Source organism: Legionella gresilensis (assembly GCF_900639865.1).
GTDB lineage: Bacteria > Pseudomonadota > Gammaproteobacteria > Legionellales > Legionellaceae > Legionella_C > Legionella_C gresilensis.
In genome coordinates this window covers 193,004-212,917 of record NZ_CAAAHX010000006.1, presented here as the reverse complement: position 1 = coordinate 212,917, position 19,914 = coordinate 193,004, and the positions used below count along the sequence as shown (strand labels likewise).

The following is a 19,914-nucleotide window of genomic DNA, read 5'->3' as shown; positions in this document are numbered from 1 at the left end:
ATCGTACAAAAATGGGCAAGCATAACACATGCCTAAAGTATTAACCCACTAGTTCATGCACTATTTTTTCCATACTGGCAGAGCGAGATCCTTTCACTAGCACAGTTGTATCTTTATCAAGCCAAGACAATAAATCTTTTGTTAACTCTTCTTGCGAAGCATAATGGCGAGCACTACTCCCAAATGCTTTACTAGAAAAAACACTATGTTTACCGCATGTTAATAATAAATCTATTCCTTTACGCCGTGCAGCATAACCAATTTCTTCATGATGCTGCTGGGTCCATGTACCTAATTCACCTAAATCACCTAGCACTAAAATACGACGGCCTTGACGCTTTGCTAATACATCAACAGCAGTTAATACAGAACGTAAATTTGCATTATAAGTATCATCAATAACTAAGGATTCATTTTTACCTTGTAAATAAGTTAACCGTCCGGATACACCTTTAAAGTTTTGCAGTCCCTGCGTTATTTCTTCTACAGAAATACCTACAGCAAGACAGCAAGAAGCGGCAGCTAGTGCATTGCGTGCCATATGCTCACCCGGAACCTGTAGTGTGATATCACGCTCAGCTAACTTAGTGACTAGCGTAAATGAAGCAAAACCTGCTTCATTTAGCGAAAAATTTTTCGCATAAACATCTGTTTGTTTTGTTAATGAAAAACGAATAGTTTGTTTATCAGCTAATAAATTATCCCAAAAGTGGGCATAATCATCGTCGTCATTCACTATAGCCGTGCCCTTATCTGCAAGGCCAGCATAAATTTCACCCTTAGCTCGAGCAACACCCTCAATTGAGCCAAAACCTTCGATATGAGCTGGCGCAATATTATTAATTAAAGTCACTTGTGGTTGTACTATTTGCACTGTATGAGCAATTTCGCCTATATGATTAGCCCCTAATTCAAAAACAGCATAGCGATGTTCGGGTTTTAGCTGTAAAACACTTAAAGGTACACCAATATGATTATTCAAATTACCTGGTGTTGCATGAGCAGGCTTAGGTAAAATACTAGCTATCATCTCTTTTACAGAAGTCTTACCATTACTACCTGTTAAAGCAATAATGGGACAGGTTATTGATTTACGATGCAATTTAGCCATGGCGGTCATTGCTTGTAGGGTATTTTTAACAACAAATTGAGGAATACTAATGCCATTAACTTGCCTCTCACATAAAACTGCAGAAGCACCTTTAGCTTGCGCCTCAGCAATAAACTCATGACCATCAAATTGTTCACCCTGCAACGCAATAAAGAAATGACCCGGTAAAATTTTTCGACTATCAATAGAGATACCTGTTACAAAAAGAGGCTGACTATACTGACATCCTAATTGCTGGATTAAAGTTGTAATATTCATAGTATTATTAAGGAAGGTATTAAAATAAGTGTAGTGTTTATTAACCTTACACACCAATGCTAGTAAAATGCAATATAAATTATTAAGGAAAAGCGGCTAGTGCTTTAAATTATTTTCCTCTTAATTAAAAGTAATATCAATTTAGACAATTTCTTTTTCCTTAAATTCTTTTATATCTGATATATCCGCAATATGTAGCAACTGATAATAATGTTTTAAACTTTCTGCAGTTAAAGGCCGCTTTTTTTCATCAAGTAAAAGTGTATCTAATTCATCACTTAACTGCTTAGCTGTATCCAACATAATCGTAAAGCGTTCCTTATCAATAGTAGGATTACCTGAAGAATGCATGAATAAGCACAAACCTCTTACCGAAAATCCCCCAATATTTTGCAAATCGAAAACACCTGTTGGTGTTGCAGCGGCAAGGCTGCATAAAATTGGGCCTTGACCGTTTGAATATTGATGTCTATGAAACAAGTGACCTTCGCCAAACCTCAAACCAGCGGCTAACACAGTTTGTAATAATTCATACCCTGCAAGTTGCCGATTTTCTTTAGCCAATAAAAACATCATAACTGAGGGACCTGCTTCGTTATTAGTGTCATAAGCTGATTTCTTATTTATAACTTCACCTCTTAGCATAGGTTTTTTATCATCATTTTCACTAGCACTAATTTGTACATCAGCTAAATCTTCTTCATTTAATAAGTTAGAATTAACTTTGCGTACAGAAATAATATCGTCAAACGACTTATTTTCTACTTTACCTAAAGGAGGTTGATAGCTTGATAAGCGATTGGCTTGACGTTTGGTCTTCATTAAACGTCCTATTGCAATGACCACGCCAATAAGTAATATTACATTGAGTACTAGACTTAAGTTTGCCTGCATATTGACTCCTATTCACTGTCCGCTACATTTATACCTCTTGGAACTAAAGGTATATTACTAATACTTTTTAGCGTATTAAGATTAAAAATTTATTAAATCTCAGTTATTGCTAAAGCCTGCTCAACATCAACAGAAACGATTCGAGAGACGCCTGGCTCACGCATAGTTACACCAATTAAATGATCAGCTAATTCCATCGCTATCTTGTTATGAGTTATAAATAAAAATTGCACTACCTGAGACATTTCCCTTACTAAATTACAAAATCGTTCAATATTTACATCATCTAAAGGCGCATCTACTTCATCTAACATACAAAAAGGAGAAGGATTTAATTGAAAAATAGCAAATATTAGCGCCACTGCTACCATTGCTTTCTCCCCTCCAGATAACAGATAAATTGTATTATTGCGCTTTCCTGGTGGCTGCGCCGTAATTAAGACGCCTGCTTCTAATAAATTATCGCTAGTTAACTCCAAGGCCGCTTGTCCTCCACCGAAAAGACGTGGAAATAGAGATTGGAACGTAGCGTTAACTTCATTAAATGTTTGTTGAAAGCGCCATTTTGTTTCTTTATCTAACTTTTCAATTGCAGCCTCAAGCATCGCTAAGGCATTAGTTAAATCATTATACTGCTCATCTAAATACTGTTTTCTTTGCATCTCATTGGTATATTCTTCAATAGCTGCAAGGTTAATAGCACCTAGGCGATTTATTTTTTCAATAACTTCTTCGATATGCTGTTCACGCACTTTAATAGTTATTTCGGGTGCTATTGCCTGAATAAGGGCTTGCACTTGAAACCCTTGTTCTTTTAATACATCTAATAGGTTACCGATTTGTACTCGAAATGTCTGTAGTTGTAACTGCAGTTGTTGAATTTTTTCTTGTAAAATTTTAATTTGCTTTTCATCTGCTTTAATTTTAGCTTCTTGAGCCATAAATTTTGCTTTATCATCATTAAGCTCTTCACGTATGATTTGTAAGGATTGTTCTACCCTTTTATGCTCTCCTAGCTTCATTTCTAACTTTTTTTCGCAAGAAAAATTGGATTCTAGAAGTGTAGCAAGCTGGTTATCATCTTCCTTTAAACGTTCCTTTAATAAGATTAACTTGTCTTGTTTAACAGCAACATTAGCAATTATCTGTTGATAAGTTAATTGATTACGCTCATTTTCTATCTCTAATTGATGCATCAAATTACGTGCTTCGTTTAGGTTTTTTTCTTTAGCTAAGAAGGTGTCATCAAAGTTTTGCTTGTCTCTATTAAATTGTTCCTGCTCAGCTAAAAATTGCTGCTTTACAGGAAGAGCAGCTGCAATTGCTTGCTCTATAGTAAATCGTTGGTCAGCTAAATCTAATAATCGTTGTTCTAGTTGTTCATTATCTTTTAATAGCTCTTTCCTCTTAGTATCAAGCTGCTCAAGCTTTAATTGAAGAGAGTCAATTTTTGCTTTTTCTGATCTAATTTCATCAAAAATAATATTTAATTCTTCTTTAGAGGCAAATACTTTCTCCTGCTGCTCTTCTAAAAATAAATGAAGCTCGTCACGCTTTTGTTTTAATCGTTCTAAATTCATTTGAGCTTGTTTAAGCTCCCTATTTAAATAACTTAACTCCTCTTGCTTAGCTAATACGCTAAAGGTATCTGTGGTAGTTTTTCCATTAATGCGAATCCATCCTTTTGCAAGCCAGCAGCCCTCTTTTGTTATGATTGATTCATCCTCATCAATTTGAGGCCACCAATTACAAGCGTCTATAATGCTTGAAGCTGCAAAGATTTTATGTAAATTAGGTAAAAAATAAGGGACAGGGCCGCTTATTTTATCAGCCAAGCATGGGTAAGTTGTTGATTTCTGCGAAGTAAAATACGGTGCAGTAAAGCTTTGCGCGTTATCTGTTAGCTCATTTAATTTAGCTAAAATAGGCTGCAGTGAGGTGACAATGGTTGCTTGTAAATAGTCTTTTAAAACTAGTTCGAAAGCATATTGCCACTCTTTATCAACTACTAGATTTTCAAAAAGGCGTGGATGATCTGTTATTGAACTATAGCTTTGCTTTTTAATAGTAGCTAAAATAGCAACAACTGATGCATGCTTTGCTGTTAACTGATGCATTTGATCTTGAGCATGATATAGCTCTGTCTCTGTTTGTATTAATTGCTGACGTATCTCACCTAAGTGATTAGATAGCTTTTGATAATTAGTTTCTTGCTCTGTCTTTTTATTTTCTAAGTGTATTAAATTGGTTTGTTCTCGCGTTAGATTAATCGCATTTAACTCTTGAGTAAGTGAATACAACAAGTCTGTGTTTTTATCAAAATAGATTTGCACATTTTGCTGTTCCTGAATTATATGTTGATAATGCACTTGTTGAACTTGTAACTCTTGTTCAATACGAGCTAAATTGCTTTGTATTTCTTTAGTTTTTGCTTGCCACTCAAATTGCTCTTGTTGTGCAACTTGATATAGTTGCTGCTTTTGCATTAATTGCTGTTTCGCAGTCTTTAAATTAAACTCAATTTGATTAATCCTATTTTGATAATCCTTTAATAATTCTTGTTCATGGTTTAATTGATTAGTTAACTCCTGCTGTTCTGTATAAATAGTTTGCCTACTAATCAGTAAGCGCTGATGCTCTTGTTTCTGCTGTTGCAATTGTTCTTCTAAACGAGCAATCTCAGTTGTTAATTGATAAAAGTGAGCTTGTTGTGTTTCAATTACATCCTGCGCTTGCTCTGTTTTTATTTTTAAAGAAGTATTTTCGTTATATGTTTGTGTAATACTCGCCTGATATTGCTCATAGTCTAAAGTAAACTGATTAATTTGGTTTTCTAAGTTTGATGCTTGAGCACTTAAGTCCTGCCATTTAAGCGCTACTATTTCTGCTTTGTAAGTTCGTTCTAAATCCTTTAATTCTTGATAATGTGCAGCCGCTTTTGCTTGGCGTTCAAGCCGTTGTAATTGTTTAGCAAGTTCATCTCGGATATCGCTTACTCTAGCTAAATTTTCCCGAGTATGATTTATACGCACAACAGTTTCACGTCGTCGCTCTTTATATTTAGAAATGCCAGCTGCTTCTTCTAAATGAGCACGTAATTCTTCAGGCTGCGCTTCAACTAACCTTGACACGGTTCCTTGACCAATAATGGAATATCCACGAGCGCTTGCGCCTGTACCTAAAAAAAGATCGGTAATATCACGTCGTCTACAGCGAGTTCCATTTAAAAAATAAAAAGACTCACCTGCACGAGTTACTAATCTTTTAATAGCAATTTCTTGATAATTACCATATTGGCCGCCAAGCCTACCTAACGAATTATCAAAAATTAATTCAACCGATGCTTGTCCTACCGCTTTACGATTAGTTGAACCATTAAAAATAACATCTGTTAAAGATTCGCCTCGTAAGGTTTTAGCTGAGCTCTCTCCTAATACCCATCTAACTGCATCGATAATATTTGACTTACCACAACCATTTGGGCCAACAACAGCTACTAAATGGCTAGGGAAAGGAATAGATATTGGATCAACAAATGACTTAAATCCAGCTAATTTTAATTGTTTTAGATGCATCAGTAATAAGATAGAAAAAGGTTATAAAATTGTACCTTAAGGCTTTTAAGAGGAGAAGATAAAATACTGCACTATCTAGTCTTATTTATACTTACTATTTTAAATCATGTTGATTTATCTTATCTAACAATTTTTCTATAAAATCAGTGCTTTGTTTATAATCATATGCCAAATTATCATAAGCAATTTGCAGCGCTTTGTGTTTTTCCTGATCGACTTTGCATATGGATTTATTTACCTTATCATTCAATTTAATTAACTTAAACTTTAATTCTTTAATTTCATTTTGTAATCTTAAATTTTCTTGCTTTAATTTCGAGATGCGTTTTTGAAAAACTTGATAATATTTTCTTCCAAGTAAAATTATAATTAAACTATTAATAATGAGAGGAAAAATCCAAATAGGCCAAGCTTTAAAAAAGAAATGAAATCCTGGCGAAGAGTGCATAATAGGCATATTTGGCTCTTGAAAGCCACCTAAAAAATGGGTTAATAAATACTGCTCCCAAAAATAAAAGCCGCTAGATAGGAAAGTAACGACTACAATTAAGATTAAATAACCTGTAATTTTATTAATTGTTGCCTTACGCAATTCTTTTGTCCATTCTTAAATGAAGTTACTTGCCAATTTACCTTAAATCACGTGAGAATAAAAAGTATTCGTATTGCTTAGGAGATAGGATGACCGCCGATACTGAATTAAGTCAACTGATGCAATCAGTTGCTGAAAAAAGCCTTCATATGTTAGAAAGTTTTCGTAACCAACCACCACAGCTTCCGCTATGGATTAATCGTTTTATAGATTTAACAAAAGATTTTCAAGCACTCATAGCAACATTCTTTAAAAATCCAGAAAAAATTTGGCAATATCAAATTGCTTATTGGCAAGATGCTATGAGCCTTGCTCAAGATCAATTTTCTTGTTGGTTGGAAGGGAAATCCATGCCAATTGAAGATAAACGGTTCAGTGGTGATGAATGGGTTAATAACCCTTTTTTTAATTTATTAAGCCAACAATATTTATTAGCCAGTGAACATTTTAATGCCTTACTTGAAAGGCTCGATTATGGCGACAAGCATTTGGCTAAACGAGTGCAATTCTTTAGCCGGCAATATTTAGATGCTTTATCACCAGCTAACTTTATTCATACTAATCCACAATTAATGGCAGAAACGATTCAAAGTCATGGAAAAAATTTACTACGTGGATTACAAAATTTATTAACCGATATGGAATCTGGATCAGCTCGTTTAATTATTAAAATGACTGATATGGATGCATTTAAAATTGGTAAAAACCTAGCAACTACGCCTGGAAAAGTAATTTTTCGCAATGAAATGATGGAATTAATCCAGTACACCCCAGGTACTGAGAAAACGTATACTATTCCCTTAATGATGATCCCGCCTTGGATAAATAAATACTATATACTTGATTTAAGTGAGCATAATTCATTTATTGGCTGGCTTGTTAAACAGGGTATCACCGTCTTTGTTATCTCTTGGGTTAATCCTGACGCTACTTATGCAAAGAAAGGCTTGTATAGCTACTTAAGCGAAGGGCCAATGACTGCTATTGAAGTGATTAAAGAACAATTACAATTAAAAAAGGTCAATACCTTAGGTTTTTGTATAGGAGGAACGCTACTGGCCTGCCTCCTTGCCTATTTTAAAGCACATAATAAAAAATCGATTAGAAGTGCTACCTTTCTAGCATCCATGATTGATTTTAGTGATCCAGGTGATATCTCTGTTTTTATTGATGAGCATCAAATCAGATACTTAGAAGAGCAAATGAAATTAAAAGGATATTTAGATGGACGCTTTATGGCAAGTACCTTTAATTCACTGCGAGCAAACGATTTAGTATGGTCCTTTTTTATAAAAAATTACCTACAAGGTCAAAATCCTGTTCCTTTTGATATTCTTTACTGGAACGCTGATGCCACTAATATGCCTGCAAAAATGCATTCTCAATATTTACGCTGGATGTATTTACATAATAATTTAATTAAACCGGGGAAAATTAAATTAAATCATACCCCTTTGGATGTTAACAAAATTGATATACCAACTTTTTTCATCTCCACCAAAAAAGATCATATTGCGCCTTGGCATACAACTTATGTTGGTTTTCAAGCCATGAAAGGTGAAAAACAATTTCTTTTAGGCGGTTCTGGCCATATTGCAGGTATTATCAATCCGCCTTGCGCTAACAAATATGATTATTATGTAAATCCTGCCACTGATCTAACTGCCGATGAATGGTTTAATAAGGCAACTAAATATACAGGCTCATGGTGGCCTACTTGGTTTAAATGGCTAAAGAAAAAATCTGGTCCTCTAAAACCTGCTCCTAAATTTTCTGAGCTTCCCCATAAGCCTTTAATGGCTGCGCCAGGTAAGTATGTCTTTCAAACGACTTCACGTCCCGAGGTTGAAAAAGAAAAGGAAACGACAGAGTAGTATAAAGATTATTGATTAGACTTCTTTCTAAACTAGCAATAAGGAGATAAGGTTAGTTGAAAAAAGGCTATTGAATTTAATAGATCAGGTGGTTAACCTGAATTTTGGTGAAAGGTTGGATTTGAGCACAGTTTGGAAATAGGCTTTGAAGGATTATTTTCGTTGAAAATATGCCAAATCCAGCCTTTCGGTGCACAGGGATGATCTATTACTTTTGAATACCAAACCAACCACCAGTATCGCCTCCTGCCCAACATGATGCTGAGCGGCAGGCAGCAATTTTATTACTGCATAAGTCCTTAAAGATTTGCTCAGCACTAATATCTTGATTCTGGTAACCTTGTGGTTGACAGATGCGGTTGGTATAACTGCCTTGAACACGAATTTGGCCCATAACTGAAATAGAAGGTGAAACCGCATAGACACCCGGATTATGTGAGTAACAAGCTATATAACACCCAGGCATGCCAGTATAACTATTATCAGTAGGAATTAAAACTTTTGTCGCCCCTGGATATGGATGATTTATCACGCCTGCATTAGGTATGACATAGACTGGAAAAGGAGAAGGCAAAAACCGTTGATTAATAGCATCAGACTCATTTTGATTAGTTGGTAATATCTGGCTAGCACTATAAGCTGATATCATCAATGAGCTTAATAAAACACTAAATACGCTTACTATTAGCTTATTCATAATGATTCCTTCTTAATAGTTCGCTATTTTTAGTATAGACTGCCGTCTATAAAGATATTTTATTTGTATTTGTCGATTAAAGGTTTAACTAATAATATGGTTCAGGCAGATTTAATTATCCAACAAACTAAGAACTGGATTACCTCCTTTATCATCCCTCTAAAACTTTGTCCTTTTGCTAAGTATGTTATTGATCATAATACTATTCGCTTTAGCGTCAGCCTCGCTCTAACTGAACAACTTGCATTAGCTGATTTACGCAATGAAATGATTAATTTAGAAAGTAATAAAACTATTGAAACGACTATTGTTATCTTTCCAGTTTTATTTAAAGATTTTTTAACTTATTTAGATTTTACCGCGCTTGCTGAAAAAAAACTTATAAAAAAGCAATATGCAGGTATTTATCAGTTAGCCACCTTCCACCCTAACTATTATTTTGCTGACGCTGAAAGCCAAGACGTCACTAACTATACTAATCGCTCACCTTATCCAATGGTGCATATTTTAAGGGAAGAAAGCATAGAGCAAGCTATTGCTTTTTATGGAGATACCGAAGAAATACCGCTTAATAATATTGCACTTCTACGTAAACTTGGCTTAGAAAAAGTAATCAAGCTCATTTCTAATGCAAATCCTATGGCATGTAGTAATAACAATATAGAAGATCTTAGCTAGGCTACTAAAGTAAATAATAATTAATTTTAAATATAATCACTTTCTTAAGAAGCACTTATTGATCTATATTTTATTCAAGCTATCGCAAATAGTAAGTTTGCGATAGCAGAATAAAATTAATTATTATCTTTTACCGTCAGCCTTTTTTGCTTCCTCAACAACAGATAGCATGGCTTTTTCAAAAATTTCAAAAGACTTTTGCATATAATCTAAAGCTTTATGGCCATTTTCAACAGCAAGATTAATTTGCTTTTCTACAAATTCTTCCGGTTTTTTAATTTTTGCGAGCTCTTCGGGCTTTAAATACTTAAAATTTTGTAATGTTTTTGCATTTAATTCGGCGATAGCTTGCAAAGGTTCTTGCGCTTTTCTAGCTAGATCTGTCCAGCGTTCTAAATATGCTTGGTTCATAATTAAACCTCCTTTATGTTGCACTGCACAATATTAGATTAGCCCCTCTAACATCTATTGTCAATTAATTGAAGCAATATTTTTATGATTGAATAAATACTAATAAAATTGCCAAGAAGGCCACTTTCATTATTCAGTATTAATTAATTTTTTATCATTATTTAGCAATCTACTTAACCTTAAATAAAGATTGCCATTGATTAAACATCTCACCAACCTGCTGCTGCCAAAGCTGCGCTGTTTGCTGATAGTCCTGTAAATAAGGACTTTTTTTGATCGACGAGTCAAATGAGGCAAATAGCTGTTCTAAAATATTTTTATATGCTTGGCTCATTGGATGACTAGCTAATACAATTAAATGCCTTAACATATCTGCAGATAGAAATTGACTGGTCGTATTTTCCATTTCTACGAGGATCTGTAATAAAGTAGCACTCGTTATATCTTTATTAGTGCTGCTATCTTCTACTCGAAAGGCGATACCTTGAACAACATAACCCTGTAATTCTTCAACGGTAATGTATTGGCTTCTCTCAGTATCATAAAGGCGACGGTTTTTATATTTTTTTATTAATCTCACCATTTGTCCCCAATTAATTCTTATTTAACTTTAATACATATGTAAACCACCATTGATACTTAAATTTGCGCCAGTAATATAGCGGCTTTTCTCATGAATTAAAAACTCCACTGCCCAAGCTACCTCTTCAGGCTCTGCTAAACGCTTAGCGGGGATTAAATCAATAATTGCCTCTAAAATATCTGGTCTAATACCTTTCATCAAACGTGTATTTACATACCCAGGCGAAATGCTATTGACAGTAATATTACAGGCCATTAATTCCTGCGCTAAGCTTTTTGTAAACCCATAAATACCAGCCTTCGAAGCCGAATAATTAGCTTGGGAAAATTGACCTTTCTGGGCATTGACTGAAGATATATTAACAATGCGGCCACTTTTTCGAGCCCGCATGGCTTCCACCACTTGCCGAGTAACATTAAACATACCATCTAAGTTAACGCGTAACACTTCATCCCATTGCTGTTTAGTCATTTTATGGAAAACTGCATCACGCGTAATACCTGCATTATTAATAAGTACATCGACTTGACCAAATTCAGCAATCAGTCCTTTAATAACTCTTTCGCACTCATTAAAATCAGTTACGTCCATATGTCGAAAATGCAAATGTTTATAGCCTTGCTTATTTAATTCCTGTTGCCAGACATCACCTTTGTTATCTGCCACTACATCGAGCGCTACCACATGGCCAAAGTTTGGAGCTAATTGCTTTGCAATGGCTGTACCAATATCGCCTGTACCTCCAGTAATTAGTATTACTTGTTCATTTTGCATTTTTTTAACCTTATACATATTTAACGTAACTGATTTATTTTACATATATTGACCGCCATTTATATCTAAATTTGCACCAGTAATAAAACTGGATTCAGGGGACGCAAAAAAAGCAACAGCTTCTGCAATTTCACTTGGCTTTCCTAGTCGGCCTACAGGAATATTAGCAATAATATTGTTTAGAATATCTTCTTTCATGCTAGTAAGCATGTTTGTTTCTATATAGCCAGGTGAAATAGTATTAACTGTAATACCTTTACTTGCTACTTCTAAAGCTAAACTTTTACTAAAACCAAAAAGAGCAGCTTTTGTAGCTGCATAATTACATTGCCCAAATTGCCCCTTACGGCCATTAATCGAAGAAATATTTATAATACGTCCATAATTTTTATCAATCATGTGGGGAATGATATTACGGGTCATATTAAAAACACTTGTTAAATTGGAATCTACTACAAGTTGCCATTGTTCAGGCGTCATTCTTTTAAGGCTGCTATCTGCCGTAATACCAGCATTATTGACTAACGTATCAATACGTCCATAACGCTCTATAATAAGTGCCGTTAATTTTTCGCAATCTGAGAATTTACAGATATCAGCATACACAATATCAATATTAAACCCTGCTTCCTGCTGAGCTTTTTGCCACTGCTTTGCTTCTTCATGCTTACCATTTTTAAAATAACAGGCAATAACTTGGTAATCTTTTGCCAATCGCTGACAAATTGCTGAGCCAATACCGCCTGTACCCCCAGTAACGACAGCTATTTTCCGATCCATAGAAAAAGACCTCTTGCAAGTTAGTGGTTACTTATAAAGTAATTAGTTTTTACTTTATGCCCGAATACAAAGCAAATCATCTTATATTCCTATACTTTAAATAAGTATTAGATGCAAAATAAAGGCCAAATTTACTTAAAATTTCTTGTTTCCTATTAAATACTTATTAGAAAACTCAATCATTTTAACCATACTAAAAAGCAATTATGGCTTTAAGCAATTTGCCTAGTATTTTGAATTAACTAGATTGCTCTTGAGCATTTATTTAATAAATTTATGTAAAAAGACTCACTATTCCTTGTAACATTTGAGGTGATCTATAAAATTTTGCAGCTTCTAACTAAACAAAAATATAAAATAGAGTTAATAGGTTAAGCTGTAAAATCATCTTATTTAGAGCTATTTTTTGCCTAATGCTAATTTAGAAAGCAGTTAGCATAAACTCCGCATAAAAATTACTTCTTTATATTTGAATTAATGCAAATTGATACCTAAATTAAATAGAGAGCAATTGCTAATACGAATTATTCAAGGGCAGTAATTACACAATTAATGCCCTTGAATATACTATAACCTATTAAATTTTAATTTGTTTCGGTACAAAATTTTTGATTTGCTGAGCAAATTGATGTAGAACTTCTAAACCTGATTCTTCAGCTTGTTTGCACCATTGTTGTAACGCTTCTACTAGTTCCTTTTGTGAAGTCGCTGTTTTTAGCCAGATATTTTGTAGGGATTGGCGATAAAAATAAACAATTTGCAAACGCTCTCGCTGCGCTAATAAAGTTTGCAGTTTAGTCTTAGCGTGTGGGGATAATAAACTATCTTGCAAGCGCAATAATCGGCCAGCTCGTTGGAATAATTTTTTCTTCGCTTTATCATCTTTAGCTAAACGCTTTTCAATTTTTAGTGTCGGTAAAACTACACGTTTATAATAAAAAGACATAATTTGAAAGCGATTACTGATCACAGCTCTAACGGTGTCTAAATCGACATGAAGCTTTCCTTCGTCAGTCGCTAGCTTTGGCGGTAATTTTTTAACTTTAGCCAATCCTAACCAGGATAAGCAGCGAATATACATCCAGCCGATATCAAACTCCCACCATTTTACTGAGAATTTAGCAGATGAGGCAAAAGTATGATGATTATTATGTAGCTCCTCTCCACCTATCCAAAATCCCCATGGGAAAATATTGGTTGCCGCATCAGGACATTCGAAATTTCGATACCCCCAATGATGACCTATGCCGTTAACCACTCCTGCAGCATGAACAGGAATCCAAAGCATCTGGAGAGCCCAAATAGTAATGCCAGGAAAACCAAAAAGTAATAAGTTAATGATAAACATTAGCAAAATACCTTTGGATGAAAAACGGCTATATAGATTACGCTCAATCCAGTCATTTGGCGTACCATGAGAATATTTCTCAATCATAGCCTTATCTTTCGCTGCGTTTCTATAAAGCTCTGCGCCTTCCCAAAAGACTTTTTTGATACCTAAGACCTTAGGACTATGCGGATCACCTTCAACATCAGTAGTCGCATGATGTTTACGGTGAATGGCTACCCATTCTGCTGTAATCATACCTGTCGTTAACCATAGCCAAAAACGAAAGAAATGACTCACAATAGGATGCAACGTTATTGCTCTATGTGTTTGACAACGATGAAGATAAAGGGTAACTCCAGCGATTGTAATTTGTGTTAAAATCAGTGTGGCTATAACATAGCCCCAAAAAGAAAGATTTAATAATCCAAACATCATAAACTGCTCCTCGCAAAGATGTGATGCCAAATAGTTTCAGTATTATGCTGTTAGATACAAATAGAAGCAACTACTGTTAAACTTTATAGTTAGAATTTTGTACAGTAAGCGTTAATTTCAAATGATTACTATTATAATAGTAACACAGAATGAGACTTATTATTGGAAATTTTATGAATAAAAGATTAAATTACCTGTTTCAAACAATTATTCCCTTCCTTATTATTGGTATGGTTATCGCCGTGTTAATAGGGTTACTTATCATGTTTTCTTATGTTTTAATGTGGGGAATTCTGATTGGTGGTATCCTTTGGCTTGTTTCAGTAGTTAAAAATTTTATTTTTCCTAAGAAGACCATTCCCAAGTCGGAGGGCCGTATTATAGAACATAATGATCATAAATAATGCCTGAATTACCTGAAGTTGAGACAACTCGTTTAGCTATTAGTCCTTATTTAACTAATCAAATTATTACACGAGTTATAATTAGAAACTCCCAGTTACGCCTACCTGTATCAGTTGCATTATCTGACGTTTGTCCAGGTCAAAAGATTGAAGCAGTAGATAGGCGGGCTAAATATTTAATCCTTAAACTTTCCAAAGGTTACATACTTATCCATTTAGGCATGTCAGGTCATTTGCGCTTAGTTAATGAATCAATGCCACTTGAAAAACATGATCATATTGAGCTTACCCTCCAAAATGGATTAATCATACGCTATCAGGATCCACGACGTTTTGGTCTTTGGCTCTATTTAACCAGCGACCCAGCTAACCATAAGCTGTTAAATCATTTAGGTCCTGAGCCCTTAACAGATAATTTTAATGCAAATTATCTATTTAAACGTTGCCAAGGAAAGAAACAAAGTATTAAATCATTTTTAATGGACAATCAAATTGTAGTTGGCATTGGCAATATTTATGCCACAGAGAGCCTCTTTTTAGCGGGTATTCATCCATTTGAGTCTGCAGGTAACTTAACAATCGAACAATTAACTAAATTAGTTGACTATGCTAAACGAGTATTACAAGAAGCCATTGATTGTGGCGGTACTACGTTGCGTGATTTTTACTCTCTAGGTAATCCCGGATATTTCATTAACCAATTAAAGGTATATGGTCGTAAAGGGCAAACCTGTTTTGAATGTAAGACCATCCTTGAAAGTTTAAAAATAGCCGGCCGTACGTCAACTTATTGCCCTAAATGTCAGCCATTGAAACAGAATTGATTTTGCAAGTTATGACACATGCAGTATTATCAGCTACTGAAAGGTCGGCTGACCTGGTTGTGCCACCCTTATAAAAATTAATTTATAAAGGTATAAAATTTAGAAATTAATAAATAACCTGGCTTATTACTCTGATGAAAGTAATTGTGGTTAATAACTTAGGTTAAATAAAACAATAAGTAACATATATGAGAATAAGTAAATTTCGTACTCAATGGATCGCTTTACTCTCTGCTCTATATACGGCAAAAATTTGTGGTCATGCCGTCTATAGACAACTTCTCGGTAACATTAATCGACCTTGGGTCGATAGTACTATTATGAAATGGTCAACTAAATTACTTAATTTAATTGGCGTCAAACTTGAAGTATTTAATCCATACCATGTGGAGCCCCAGCCAGGAAAGGCTACTATAATTATGTGCAATCATACTAGCCTTTATGATATCCCAATTAGTTTTAAGGCTTTCCCTAACCACTCAATTCGTATGTTAGCTAAAAGAGAACTTTCTAAGATCCCTATTATGGGTAAAGGCATGGCAGCAGCCGAATTCCCATTTATTGATCGAAAAAATAGACATCAAGCAGTTCGAGATTTGGCATTTGCACGTCAATTAATGGAAAGTGGCATTATTATGTGGATTGCGCCAGAAGGCACTCGCTCTAAAACAGGTGAATTAGCTTCTTTTAAAAAAGGTGCATTTATTACAGCAATTGAGGCAAAAGCAACGATTATTCCTATCGGTATTCGAGGAGCCTATAATATTTTGCCGCCAAAGACCATGCGCTTTAACTTAAATCAAAAGGCTGAAATTCATATTGGCAAACCTATTGATACTGCACAATATACTTTAGAAAATAAAGATGAATTAATAAATACTGTTCATCAAGCAATTAAGGAATTAGTAGAAGGTTCTTCATAAATGTCTAATTAACATCCTACATCTTAATAGGTTAATCCATAACCACCCTGATCTTTATTAATAGCAACTGCTAAACCTATTCCACGGGGGTCAGAGGCAGCAGTAAGTATATTCATCTGTTTATCCCAGCTTATTGCTTGCATATCACCATAATATTGTTTTAAAGCCATTAGCTGATAACCCATTGCTTTAAGTTGGGTTTGAAGAGCAGGTGAAAAAGTTTCAGGTTCAAATTGCAACCAGTCTGGTAGATATTGGTGATGAAAACGCATACCAGAAACCATACTAATAGCACCTTTATAATTAAAAAATGATAGTGTGCTGAGTAAAACCATCGTTGGTATTCGGCTACCGCCTGGCGTTCCTAGAATAGCTGTACGTCCAGGCATCTCTAAAAATGTAGGTGACATATTAGACATCGGCCGTTTTCCTGGCGCAATACTATTTACTGGATGACCGACTAACCCAAACTGATTTCTAATTCCTTCTTTAGCTGAAAAGTCATCCATTTCATCGTTTAATAAAACACCTGTGCCTGCAGCAGTCACACTTGAGCCAAAAATATAATTTATGGTTAAGGTCGCTGAAACACGGTTTCCTTCGGTATCAATGATGCTAATATGGGTTGTATTAGTATGATTTTCATTTACATTTTGATTTAAACCAAGTTTTGAACTAGGTAACGCCTTATCTACAGGAATTAAAGATCGTAATTGTTTAGCATTTTTAGATGATAATAATTTATCTAAATCAATTTGAGTAAATTCCGGATCAGCAATTGTTTGATTACTTTGCCAATAAGCAAGCCGCATGGTTTCTATTAAATAATGAACAAATTGGACTTTATTAAATGAGTGTAATGGCAAGCCCTCAAGAATATTTAATATTGTAAGTAATATTACACCGCCGGCTGAAGGTGGAGGCGCTGTAATGATAAGCATATTATGATAAGCGCTTTGGAGCGGTTCTCTTATTTTAATCTTGTAATTAGCAAGATCATCTAAGGTCCAAATACCACCAGCAGCACGTACACCAGCAACCAACTTTTCCGCAATATCTCCACAGTAAAAGCCGTCATGTCCTTTTTCAGCTAATATTTTTAATGTTCTAGCTAAATCTGGCTGCTTAATAATTTCACCAATTTTATAAGGCTGGTTATTATGTAAAAATATGGATGCTGTTGCTGGAAAGCGTAGCATAACCTGCATTCTATCAGCCATTTGAGAAAAATGATTTAATTGTGCATCTACTGCAAACCCTTGCTCTGCAAAACGTATGGCCGGCGCTAAAGTTTGCGATAAAGGTAGGCGACCATAATGCTTTGCAATGTAGGCGAGCGCCGCAGGCTCTCCAGGAATAGCAGCAGCTAAGCCACCATCAAGCGATAATCTGGGTATAATTTCACCCTTTTTATCAAGAAACATATTTTCATGTGCCGCTAAGGGAGCTACTTCACGGCCATCAATCATAATATTCTTTTTAGTTTTAGCATCATACAGTAGCCAAAAACCACCGCCACCTAAGCCGGAATGATAAGGTTCAACTACTGCTAATGCGGCACTTACAGCAACTGCAGCATCAAATGCATTCCCCCCTGCAGAAAGAATTTTTAAACCTGCATTGGTAGCTAACGGATGGGCACTTGCTACAGCATAACCTGGTGGTTTTTCAAAAATTAAATCACCTGCTTGCCCCAAATGAATACTACTAATCCCTATAGCAAAACATAGCAAAAATTGTTGTTTATTCATGTCCCTTGCTTAATTTTTCCTTGAAAGCTTTTACAACATTTGATGGTACAAATTGAGATACATCTCCTTTTAATCTCGCTATCTCCCTTACTAATGTTGATGAAATAAACATTAAATCTTCGGAAGGCGTTAAAAATACAGTTTCAATATCTGCATTTAACTTTCGATTCATACCAGCAAGCTGAAATTCATACTCAAAATCATTCACAGCCCTTAATCCGCGCAAAATAATATTTCCCTGTTGTTCCTTTACAAAATCAATTAATAGCGTATCAAAGCCAATTACTTTAACACCAGGAATTTCTTGTAGAGCTTGCTTAGTCAAATTAATACGAGTCTCTATAGGAAAAAAAGGATTTTTAGTATCATTACTTGCAACACCAACTATAATTTCTGGAAAAATTTGGGCCGCTCTTTTTATAATATCAATATGTCCATTAGTGATAGGATCAAAAGTTCCCGGATAGATAGCACGCTGTTTCATGAATTAAGTTTTAAATATAAATAATATCAGTCTAACGTATTGTTTTGAAAAAGACTATTCTCATTAATATTGTTATGCCTATCAAAAAGAGCAATTACATAGTTTTAAAGAATGCTTGTGTTCAAGCCGCTTTAAAAAGCTAAAGCCTATATGGAGGCTACAAAATACCACCTTAAGATTAGATTAAATATAACTTAACGTACGAACTTAACTCTTTATGACCTATTCTGAAACGCTAGGCTAAACATGCTTTATAAAAGATAATCATTGCTCTGGAAAGCAATCTTTCATTGATTCCCTAGCTTAAATAGTTATTTCTTTGTATGAGGTATAAAACAAAGCAATAAATTTATTGCACTTAAGATTAAGTACACAGCTGCCATATCAATAGAAGAGTGGGCTCGTAAATCAGTAATTATAGTATTAATAATAACGGCTCCTATTAGAATTAAAGAGCCTATTAGCGAGCCTGCTTTTCCAGCATATTCAGGCAAGGCCCCTACTGCACTTGCATAAAGATGAGGAAAGCTAATACCTGCGGCAGTCATAATAAAAAAGACCGGAATCATAATGGTATAAATATTGATATAATTTTGTAATTGTAAGCTCAATAAAATAATTGAAAAGATTAACATAGATAATAAGCTAACGCGTAAAAGGAAATTTTCTGAATATTTCTTTATAAGTAAGCTATTAATACTATTACCAACAAAGAAACCTAAACCAACTAGAATCGCAAAAGCACCATATACAGATGCAGAGTAACCTAGGCTTATCTCAATAATAAAAGGTGCCATTATGCTAAAGACCACAAAGAGTGACCAGGTTAAAATCAAGCCAATAACGGAAACCATATAGCTGCGATGTGTTAATATAATTAGGTAACTTTTTAAAACATTTCCTAAATCTAATTTTTTTGAAGGGACTCTAGGATTTGTCTCAGGTAACTTAAAGTAGAAAATAAAATAAATAAAAATGGATAGTATAAACATGAATAAAAAATTAGCTCGCCAATTAAAGTAATCTTGAATGAGCCCCCCTAGAACAGGGGCTGTAATAGGAATAAAGGAATAAATTAAACTATAATAACTGCTTACTTTTGTTAACTCTGGTCCGTCAAAGCAATCAGCCATTAAAGCAGGACCCGTTAAGGCGATACCTCCCACGCCTAATCCTTGCAGAATCCTGCCTAATATGAGTAGCCCTATATTATGAGTAAAGATACAAAATAAACTGCCTAAAAAAAATAGAGGCATAGAGAGTAAAAGAACAATTCTTCTTCCAAAATAATCCGATAATACGCCGCAGACTAATTGAGAAATTGAAAAGGCCAATAAGTAATAAATTATTGATAATTGTACTTGCGCTACAGAGGTATTTAAATCACTTACCATAAAAGGCATTGAAGGCGTGTATTCGTCAATGGCTAAAGGAGGAATAATGTTAGTAAGAATGATCAGGGTCGTAAATAAACTTGCCGATCCAAAGCGCGCAGCGTCTAGTTTATACATATTAAATTCCTTCTTATGAAGCACT

Annotated in this window: 18 protein-coding genes; 5 read left to right on the top strand and 13 right to left on the bottom strand. The window is 34.7% G+C overall.

Annotated features, from left to right (window positions below):
- Positions 1-40: 40 nt before the first annotated feature.
- The 4 genes from E1P04_RS09465 to E1P04_RS09450 all read right to left on the bottom strand — a co-directional run bounded on the left by E1P04_RS09465 (position 41) and on the right by E1P04_RS09450 (position 6,430).
- The gene (locus E1P04_RS09465) at positions 41-1,369 is read right to left on the bottom strand and encodes a UDP-N-acetylmuramoyl-tripeptide--D-alanyl-D-alanine ligase (RefSeq protein ID WP_131782664.1); all 1,329 of its coding nucleotides are present in this window, start codon (positions 1,367-1,369) and stop codon (positions 41-43) included.
- A 141-nt stretch (positions 1,370-1,510) separates the two neighbouring features.
- Positions 1,511-2,263, bottom strand: coding sequence for a cell division protein ZipA C-terminal FtsZ-binding domain-containing protein (locus tag E1P04_RS09460; RefSeq protein ID WP_131782663.1), 753 nt, complete (start codon positions 2,261-2,263; stop codon positions 1,511-1,513).
- A 92-nt stretch (positions 2,264-2,355) separates the two neighbouring features.
- Positions 2,356-5,838: a chromosome segregation protein SMC gene (smc, locus tag E1P04_RS09455; RefSeq protein WP_131782662.1), complete on the bottom strand. Its 3,483-nt coding sequence runs from the start codon at positions 5,836-5,838 to the stop codon at positions 2,356-2,358.
- 94 nt (positions 5,839-5,932) lie between these two features.
- Complete coding sequence (locus tag E1P04_RS09450; RefSeq protein ID WP_131782661.1) at positions 5,933-6,430, bottom strand: hypothetical protein; 498 nt, start codon at positions 6,428-6,430, stop codon at positions 5,933-5,935.
- An 89-nt stretch (positions 6,431-6,519) separates the two neighbouring features.
- Here E1P04_RS09450 and E1P04_RS09445 point away from each other — a divergent pair, with 89 nt between their 5' ends.
- On the top strand, positions 6,520-8,304 hold the full coding sequence (locus tag E1P04_RS09445; protein WP_131782660.1) for a PHA/PHB synthase family protein: 1,785 nt from the start codon (positions 6,520-6,522) through the stop codon (positions 8,302-8,304).
- Positions 8,305-8,512: 208 nt separating this feature from the next.
- Here the strand turns inward: E1P04_RS09445 and E1P04_RS09440 are convergent, their stop codons facing one another.
- On the bottom strand, positions 8,513-9,001 hold the full coding sequence (locus E1P04_RS09440) for a hypothetical protein (RefSeq protein WP_131782659.1): 489 nt from the start codon (positions 8,999-9,001) through the stop codon (positions 8,513-8,515).
- A 96-nt stretch (positions 9,002-9,097) separates the two neighbouring features.
- Between E1P04_RS09440 and E1P04_RS09435 the strand changes: the two genes are divergently transcribed.
- The gene (locus E1P04_RS09435; RefSeq protein ID WP_131782658.1) at positions 9,098-9,679 is read left to right on the top strand and encodes a DUF1415 domain-containing protein; all 582 of its coding nucleotides are present in this window, start codon (positions 9,098-9,100) and stop codon (positions 9,677-9,679) included.
- Between the two features lie 123 nt (positions 9,680-9,802).
- On the opposite strand, the gene E1P04_RS09430 is transcribed toward E1P04_RS09435, so the two are convergent.
- From E1P04_RS09430 to E1P04_RS09410, 5 genes are all read right to left on the bottom strand, one after another.
- The gene (locus tag E1P04_RS09430; RefSeq protein WP_131782657.1) at positions 9,803-10,090 is read right to left on the bottom strand and encodes a phasin family protein; all 288 of its coding nucleotides are present in this window, start codon (positions 10,088-10,090) and stop codon (positions 9,803-9,805) included.
- Positions 10,091-10,259: 169 nt separating this feature from the next.
- Complete coding sequence (locus tag E1P04_RS09425) at positions 10,260-10,673, bottom strand: polyhydroxyalkanoate synthesis regulator DNA-binding domain-containing protein (protein WP_131782656.1); 414 nt, start codon at positions 10,671-10,673, stop codon at positions 10,260-10,262.
- A 27-nt stretch (positions 10,674-10,700) separates the two neighbouring features.
- Entirely contained in the window at positions 10,701-11,447 is a 747-nt protein-coding gene (phbB, locus tag E1P04_RS09420) for an acetoacetyl-CoA reductase (protein ID WP_131782655.1), read from the bottom strand.
- Between the two features lie 39 nt (positions 11,448-11,486).
- Positions 11,487-12,227 (bottom strand): acetoacetyl-CoA reductase, encoded by a 741-nt coding sequence (gene phbB, locus E1P04_RS09415; protein ID WP_131782654.1) that lies wholly within the window; start codon positions 12,225-12,227, stop codon positions 11,487-11,489.
- A gap of 577 nt (positions 12,228-12,804) precedes the next feature.
- Positions 12,805-13,992, bottom strand: coding sequence for a DesA family fatty acid desaturase (locus E1P04_RS09410; protein ID WP_131782653.1), 1,188 nt, complete (start codon positions 13,990-13,992; stop codon positions 12,805-12,807).
- A 173-nt stretch (positions 13,993-14,165) separates the two neighbouring features.
- Here E1P04_RS09410 and E1P04_RS09405 point away from each other — a divergent pair, with 173 nt between their 5' ends.
- From E1P04_RS09405 to E1P04_RS09395, 3 genes are all read left to right on the top strand, one after another.
- Positions 14,166-14,396: a hypothetical protein gene (locus E1P04_RS09405; protein WP_131782652.1), complete on the top strand. Its 231-nt coding sequence runs from the start codon at positions 14,166-14,168 to the stop codon at positions 14,394-14,396.
- Entirely contained in the window at positions 14,396-15,220 is an 825-nt protein-coding gene (mutM, locus tag E1P04_RS09400; RefSeq protein ID WP_131782651.1) for a bifunctional DNA-formamidopyrimidine glycosylase/DNA-(apurinic or apyrimidinic site) lyase, read from the top strand. Before E1P04_RS09405 ends, mutM begins: the two co-directional genes overlap by 1 nt.
- A 320-nt stretch (positions 15,221-15,540) precedes the next feature.
- The gene (locus E1P04_RS09395; RefSeq protein ID WP_427853243.1) at positions 15,541-16,143 is read left to right on the top strand and encodes a lysophospholipid acyltransferase family protein; all 603 of its coding nucleotides are present in this window, start codon (positions 15,541-15,543) and stop codon (positions 16,141-16,143) included.
- A 23-nt stretch (positions 16,144-16,166) separates the two neighbouring features.
- On the opposite strand, the gene ggt is transcribed toward E1P04_RS09395, so the two are convergent.
- The 3 genes from ggt to E1P04_RS09380 all read right to left on the bottom strand — a co-directional run bounded on the left by ggt (position 16,167) and on the right by E1P04_RS09380 (position 19,889).
- Positions 16,167-17,894 (bottom strand): gamma-glutamyltransferase, encoded by a 1,728-nt coding sequence (gene ggt / locus E1P04_RS09390; RefSeq protein ID WP_131782649.1) that lies wholly within the window; start codon positions 17,892-17,894, stop codon positions 16,167-16,169.
- The gene (gene coaD / locus E1P04_RS09385) at positions 17,887-18,378 is read right to left on the bottom strand and encodes a pantetheine-phosphate adenylyltransferase (protein WP_131782648.1); all 492 of its coding nucleotides are present in this window, start codon (positions 18,376-18,378) and stop codon (positions 17,887-17,889) included. The genes ggt and coaD overlap by 8 nt, the downstream gene beginning before the upstream one ends.
- Before the next feature lie 311 nt (positions 18,379-18,689).
- Positions 18,690-19,889, bottom strand: a complete 1,200-nt coding sequence (locus tag E1P04_RS09380) for a multidrug effflux MFS transporter (RefSeq protein WP_131782647.1) — start codon at positions 19,887-19,889, stop codon at positions 18,690-18,692.
- Positions 19,890-19,914: the final 25 nt, after the last annotated feature.

Excerpts from the sequence above, each read along its gene's own strand:
- E1P04_RS09465 (WP_131782664.1), bottom strand. The coding sequence starts at position 1,369 with ATGAATATTACAACTTTAATCCAGCAATTAGGATGTCAGTATAGTCAG.
- smc (WP_131782662.1), bottom strand. The coding sequence starts at position 5,838 with ATGCATCTAAAACAATTAAAATTAGCTGGATTTAAGTCATTTGTTGAT.
- mutM (WP_131782651.1), top strand. The coding sequence starts at position 14,396 with ATGCCTGAATTACCTGAAGTTGAGACAACTCGTTTAGCTATTAGTCCT.
- E1P04_RS09435 (WP_131782658.1), top strand. The coding sequence starts at position 9,098 with ATGGTTCAGGCAGATTTAATTATCCAACAAACTAAGAACTGGATTACC.
- E1P04_RS09405 (WP_131782652.1), top strand. The coding sequence starts at position 14,166 with ATGAATAAAAGATTAAATTACCTGTTTCAAACAATTATTCCCTTCCTT.
- E1P04_RS09410 (WP_131782653.1), bottom strand. The coding sequence starts at position 13,992 with ATGATGTTTGGATTATTAAATCTTTCTTTTTGGGGCTATGTTATAGCC.
- coaD (WP_131782648.1), bottom strand. The coding sequence starts at position 18,378 with ATGAAACAGCGTGCTATCTATCCGGGAACTTTTGATCCTATCACTAAT.
- E1P04_RS09430 (WP_131782657.1), bottom strand. The coding sequence starts at position 10,090 with ATGAACCAAGCATATTTAGAACGCTGGACAGATCTAGCTAGAAAAGCG.
- E1P04_RS09440 (WP_131782659.1), bottom strand. The coding sequence starts at position 9,001 with ATGAATAAGCTAATAGTAAGCGTATTTAGTGTTTTATTAAGCTCATTG.
- E1P04_RS09445 (WP_131782660.1), top strand. The coding sequence starts at position 6,520 with ATGACCGCCGATACTGAATTAAGTCAACTGATGCAATCAGTTGCTGAA.
- E1P04_RS09380 (WP_131782647.1), bottom strand. The coding sequence starts at position 19,889 with ATGTATAAACTAGACGCTGCGCGCTTTGGATCGGCAAGTTTATTTACG.
- E1P04_RS09425 (WP_131782656.1), bottom strand. The coding sequence starts at position 10,673 with ATGGTGAGATTAATAAAAAAATATAAAAACCGTCGCCTTTATGATACT.
- phbB (WP_131782654.1), bottom strand. The coding sequence starts at position 12,227 with ATGGATCGGAAAATAGCTGTCGTTACTGGGGGTACAGGCGGTATTGGC.
- phbB (WP_131782655.1), bottom strand. The coding sequence starts at position 11,447 with ATGCAAAATGAACAAGTAATACTAATTACTGGAGGTACAGGCGATATT.
- ggt (WP_131782649.1), bottom strand. The coding sequence starts at position 17,894 with ATGAATAAACAACAATTTTTGCTATGTTTTGCTATAGGGATTAGTAGT.
- E1P04_RS09395 (WP_427853243.1), top strand. The coding sequence starts at position 15,541 with ATGAAATGGTCAACTAAATTACTTAATTTAATTGGCGTCAAACTTGAA.
- E1P04_RS09460 (WP_131782663.1), bottom strand. The coding sequence starts at position 2,263 with ATGCAGGCAAACTTAAGTCTAGTACTCAATGTAATATTACTTATTGGC.